The organism is Paenibacillus sp. 01T422 (assembly GCF_056398785.1).
The window spans coordinates 1-4,946 of the sequence record NZ_JBFTQB010000831.1 but is presented as its reverse complement, the minus strand read 5'-3'; the positions used below and the strand labels follow the sequence as shown (position 1 = coordinate 4,946).

At 45.2% G+C, this 4,946-nt stretch carries 4 protein-coding genes and 1 pseudogene; all 5 read right to left on the bottom strand.

Annotation, left to right across the window (positions count from 1 at the left end; genetic code table 11):
- Positions 1-1,426 (bottom strand): extracellular solute-binding protein (locus AC1DUA_RS32045; RefSeq protein ID WP_477503584.1); only part of this gene is annotated, 1,426 nt, incomplete at its 3' end.
- A 29-nt stretch (positions 1,427-1,455) separates the two neighbouring features.
- A pseudogene (locus tag AC1DUA_RS32040) lies at positions 1,456-2,150 on the bottom strand (carbohydrate ABC transporter permease).
- A gap of 32 nt (positions 2,151-2,182) precedes the next feature.
- Positions 2,183-3,124, bottom strand: coding sequence for an ABC transporter permease (locus AC1DUA_RS32035; protein ID WP_477503585.1), 942 nt, complete (start codon positions 3,122-3,124; stop codon positions 2,183-2,185).
- A gap of 41 nt (positions 3,125-3,165) precedes the next feature.
- The gene (locus AC1DUA_RS32030) at positions 3,166-3,963 is read right to left on the bottom strand and encodes a sugar phosphate isomerase/epimerase family protein (RefSeq protein WP_477503583.1); all 798 of its coding nucleotides are present in this window, start codon (positions 3,961-3,963) and stop codon (positions 3,166-3,168) included.
- Between the two features lie 25 nt (positions 3,964-3,988).
- Positions 3,989-4,946: sugar phosphate isomerase/epimerase family protein (locus AC1DUA_RS32025; RefSeq protein WP_477503582.1), on the bottom strand; the 958-nt coding region annotated here is incomplete at its 5' end.

Genomic DNA, 4,946 nt, shown 5'->3' with positions numbered 1-4,946 from the left:
GCTCTTTCCCCATAATCACTTTGACCTTCATATCATCCATCTTTTTCTTATAGTCTGGTCCCATTTTCAAGTCAATATCGGACATCAGACCAATCGAAACATCAGGTACTCCGTAATTTGCACGTTCATCCACGATTTTTTTGTTTCGCTCGAAGGTCGCTTTCGGCATGCCTACGCGATAAGCCCATAAGTAAGGATCGAATCTTTCGAAGATTTTACCAAATGAGCTTTGCGATACACTATCTTTAACGGCTTGCTCTGTCGCTGTTTTGAAACCGTCCACCACGGTGAAGTGGATATCCTTGAGACCATAACAAGCCAATTCGAAACCTTCCTCGGATGCGCCGTAATCCATCAAAGCGAGAATTTTCTTCATTTTGGCTTCAGGGACTTTTTTCGGGATCACGTATAGTCCTGCAAATCCAGAACCAGTAGGAACCATTTTACCCGCTGAGCTTTCCAGATAAGTCATAGCGACGAAATCCGCTTTCGGATCCAGCTTTTGCGCACCTTCCGTGGCCCGGAAAACCCCCTCTGTGGTATCCACTTGAACACCAACTTTACCAGCTTTCGCCATGTTTTCAAAGTCAGTTGTTTTCATAGCAACGAAGTCTTCAGGCAATATTTTATCCTTGTACATCTTGTTCAGATAAACAAGTCCTTCTCTGGTCCCTTGTTCCAGATCAGTGTCCACCAGTTTGCCGTCTTGTTCTTTCCACTTGCCATTACTTTTATTAAAAATATCAATCACTTTCTCCCAGTTCTTTCCGTTATATCCGTAGGTATCCGCCTTGCCGTTCTTATCGGGATCTTTCTCGACGAAAGCTTTCAAAGCGGTATAGAATTCATCCATTGTATGCGGCATCTTCAGCCCTACGTTATCCAACCAATCTTGGCGGATATTAAAAAAACTGCTTCCATGAAGAGGTCGTACAGACGGCAGAATATATTGTTTGCCATTAACTTTGACACTGTCCATAATTTCTTTCGGATAGGCCGACAAATTTTTATAATCCTTCAAATATGGCGTCAGATCCCAGAAAGCACCTTGCTTGATCATCGTGATTGCCTGCGTTTGCTTCATGTCTTTGATTTTCATCAAATCAGGCATGTCGCCTGAAGCCAGCATGACGTTCTGTTTCTCTTCCCACGCATTAGGAGATGCCCAGGTAATCGTCAACTTGGTATTGGTACGCTTCTCGAATTCCTTGGTTACTGGATTATCAGCCGCTGGTGGTTCCGGTGTGCTAAACTCTGTAAAAATGCTAATTTCTGTTGGTGGACCGCTGTCCGCAGCCGCTCCTGTTCCCGTTGTTGAAGCTGGTGCTGCTCCGCCAGAGCAAGCCGACAGGACCGATGCTACCATCATGAAGGCTAGCGATACAGGCACCGCTTTGCTCGTCATTGACCTCTCATTTTCTTTCATACGAACCCTCCTCATTCATTTTAAAAAGATTATCCTTTCACCGAACCCAGCATGACGCCTTTGGCAAAATGCTTTTGCAGGAACGGATAAACACACAGGATGGGTAACGTCGCAATAACGACAGCTGCCATTTTTAAAGTTTCGGTAGGGATGCTTTGTTCCGCCATCATCTCTGCAGCAGCCGATCCCCCAGCTTGAGTCGATGAATCGATTAACATATTGCGGAGCACGAGCTGGAGTGGCCACTTGGTGTAATCATTGATGTATAGAACCGCACTAAAGAAAGTGTTCCAGTACGCCACTGCATAGAATAATCCAAAAGCAGCAAGCGCAGGAAGCGATAGAGGAAGGACAATTCGAAAGAAAACGCCAATATCCGTTGATCCGTCAATGATGGCGGATTCTTCTAATTCAACAGGAATGCTGTCAAAGAAGCTTTTCATGAGGATAACGTACCACCCGCTTGTCAGCACCGGTAGAATTAATGACCAGACGCTGTTAATCAATCCTAAGTCACGAACCAGCAAGTAGGGCGGGATCAGTCCTGGACTGAACAAAAGGGTGATTAGAATTAATAACATGATCAGTCTTCTTCCCTGCCTGCTGGATCAGTAAACGAAACAACAAAGACATAATAAAGCGGAAAAATCGTAATGATTGCTATCATGCCGAGTACGATTATATTCATCGTATCGAATAGGCGGTCGCCTAATCTTCGATTCATTATTCTCACCCCGTTTCCCCTATTTGCGGAGATCAGTATACGCCTTCTTCACCAAATCGTTTAGCCAGCTTATTGGCTGCAATAACAAGAATCAATCCAACCACAGATTTAAACAAACCGACGGCGGTACTGAAGCTGAACTGTCCCTGTTGAATACCAAGACGGTAGGCATACGTTTCAAATACATCTGCCACATTGGAAACGGCACCGTTCATCATCAGAAATACTTGCTCGAATCCAACATCCATAATGTGCCCGAGCTTGAGAATGAACAAAATGATAATGACACTTCGAATCGCAGGCAGCGTTACGTGCCAAGCTTGCCGAAACCGGCCTGCTCCGTCCATTTTGGCCGCTTCATACAGTCCAGGATCAACACCCGCAACAGCAGCAAGGAAAATGATCGTTCCCCATCCAGCCTCTTTCCAGACGTTCTGTATCGTAAGCAGGATCCAGAAGTTATTTTCGTTCGTTAAAAAGTCGTATTTCGCAGCCCCTAAACTAACTAACATCTTATTGATAATTCCAGAAGATTGCGATAACAACAAAAATGTAATTCCTGCGATAATAACCCACGATAGAAAGTGTGGCATGTAGACGATCGATTGAATCCATTTCTTGTAAACTTCATTGCGCAGTTCATTCAATAATAAGGCCAGTAAAATCGGCAGCGGAAAAAAGAACACCAGACTCAACAAACTGATAGCCATCGTATTTCGGAATAATAGGTAGAAGTCCTGGTTGGAGAAAAAACGGATAAAATGCTCAAAACCAACCCAAGGGCTTCCCGATACCCCCATATAGGGGGAGTAATCTTGGAAGGCGATGACGACTCCCCACATTGGGACATATTTAAATATCAGGAAAAATAATAAACCTGGAGCAATTAACACATACAGAAATTTGTCTCGTCTAAGTCCATGCAGCACATGTTTCCATCTGCTTTGCGGGACAACCTCCGGGATACTCCCCATATGCACTTCACTCTGAGCTGCCATTGGTACTGCACCTCCCTTTACTTAAAAAGCGACTTCGCATAAGCAAGATCTTCGGTGATGTAGCGGTCTTTGTTTGCCAAATCCGTGTACTCTGCCGTCAAACAGATGACGCCAGTATAGTTTCGTTCTTTCACATAGCTTGCAATCCTCGGCCAGTGTGCCATACCGTGCCGCCCTGTCGTAAAATGCCGCTTCCACTCCGCTGTTTCGGCCTCGGGTCCATTGCTTCGCATAAAATAGCCATTTTTCAAATTCACCATGGTCAGATGGGACCAAACAATGTCCAATCCATATTCAGGCTGCTGTCCCGCGAATGCGTCGTGTGCAGCATCCCAGACTACGCCGATATGATCAGGGTTTAATGGATTCATCAACTGCATAATGCCATTCGAATCGATGATATAGTTTCCGTAATGCTGCTGGATGCCTACCTTCACTCCATACTTAGCGCAAAGCGGGACAAGCGCTTCCAGCTTCCGCTTGGTCCTCTCTTCCGTCGCCTTATAGCCATCCGGATCGATATTGACCATGATGCGGATCAGCGGTACCCCCGCTTCCGAACATGCGGCGAATATCGATTCATCGGTTGACGCCGCAACGCTATAAATTTGGACCCCCTGCTCGTTTAGCTGCTTTGCAAATTCCGGCAGTGTTTTCCGAGCTGTCTCAGGCTCTACCTGAAATCCCTCTCGAATCGGAAGTTCAATGCCGTCAAATCCAATGCGGCTTACAAAGCTGGCCAGCTCGGGAGCTGTTTTATCTTTCCAATGCTTCACAAACAGTGAAAACGAATAAGGTTTTTCCGATTGTTCCACAGCAGCCTACACTCCTCAACGATTTTTATACGTTAACGTTAGATTTTGTGACGCTAAGCAGGTGCTGCACATCGTTGTAGCATTGCTGAGCTAATTCGGTATGTACGGGAAGATCGGAGCCCGGCTTGCTCACGCTTTCAACCGTGAGGTAACCACTGTACCCGATTTGTTCCAGCCCTCGGAACACTTCGTACCAATCAATTCCACCCTGATTGATAAGTCGGTGACAAAAGTATTGATCTTCTTGCTTGCTCATCTTTGGTATGACCCTATGGTATCGACCGATGTGCGGCACATAATCACTATATTCGAAAGCCCATGGATACTGGTTTCCTTGCAATTTCACAATATCCTTAATATGAACATTGAAAAGGTATGGTTTCAAACGTTTAATGGTTTCTATCCCATACTCCGTTGGAACCTGATACAAGTTGACTGGGTCCATGATCAGACCAACATTACTGCGTCCTACGGCTTCAACAAAAGTGAGTGAGGAATCGGCATCATCACAAAGCGTGCCATGGTGCATTTCAATAACTGCCCGGATATTTCGATTGCTTGCCGCATCCGCACATTGTTGAAACCACTTCACCGACTTCGCAAAATCTTCCTTGGACACCTCATCAGAATGCTGGAAGCCTGGATTCAATCGCATCATGCCGCATCCAATCGTCGAGGCAAAATTGAGATAACGCTCCCACTTCAGAAACTCCGTTTGATTTTCCTCTTCCGTATTACAAGCAAAATTCCCAACAAATAACGAAAGATTGATCGGAGTAAGACGATATCCTGCAAGCAAGCTTTTAATCTGCTCCGCTCGTTCTTGCGAGATATGACCATCTTTCAATTCACCAACTCCACGAATCTCGACACCCTCATACCCAATAGCTGCTGCATCTTTCAAAAAATGCTCAATAGTTGAATCATCGTACATATTACCGCCTAAGACGATCATCGTTTTCATCCCGCCCTTTCTGTAATAG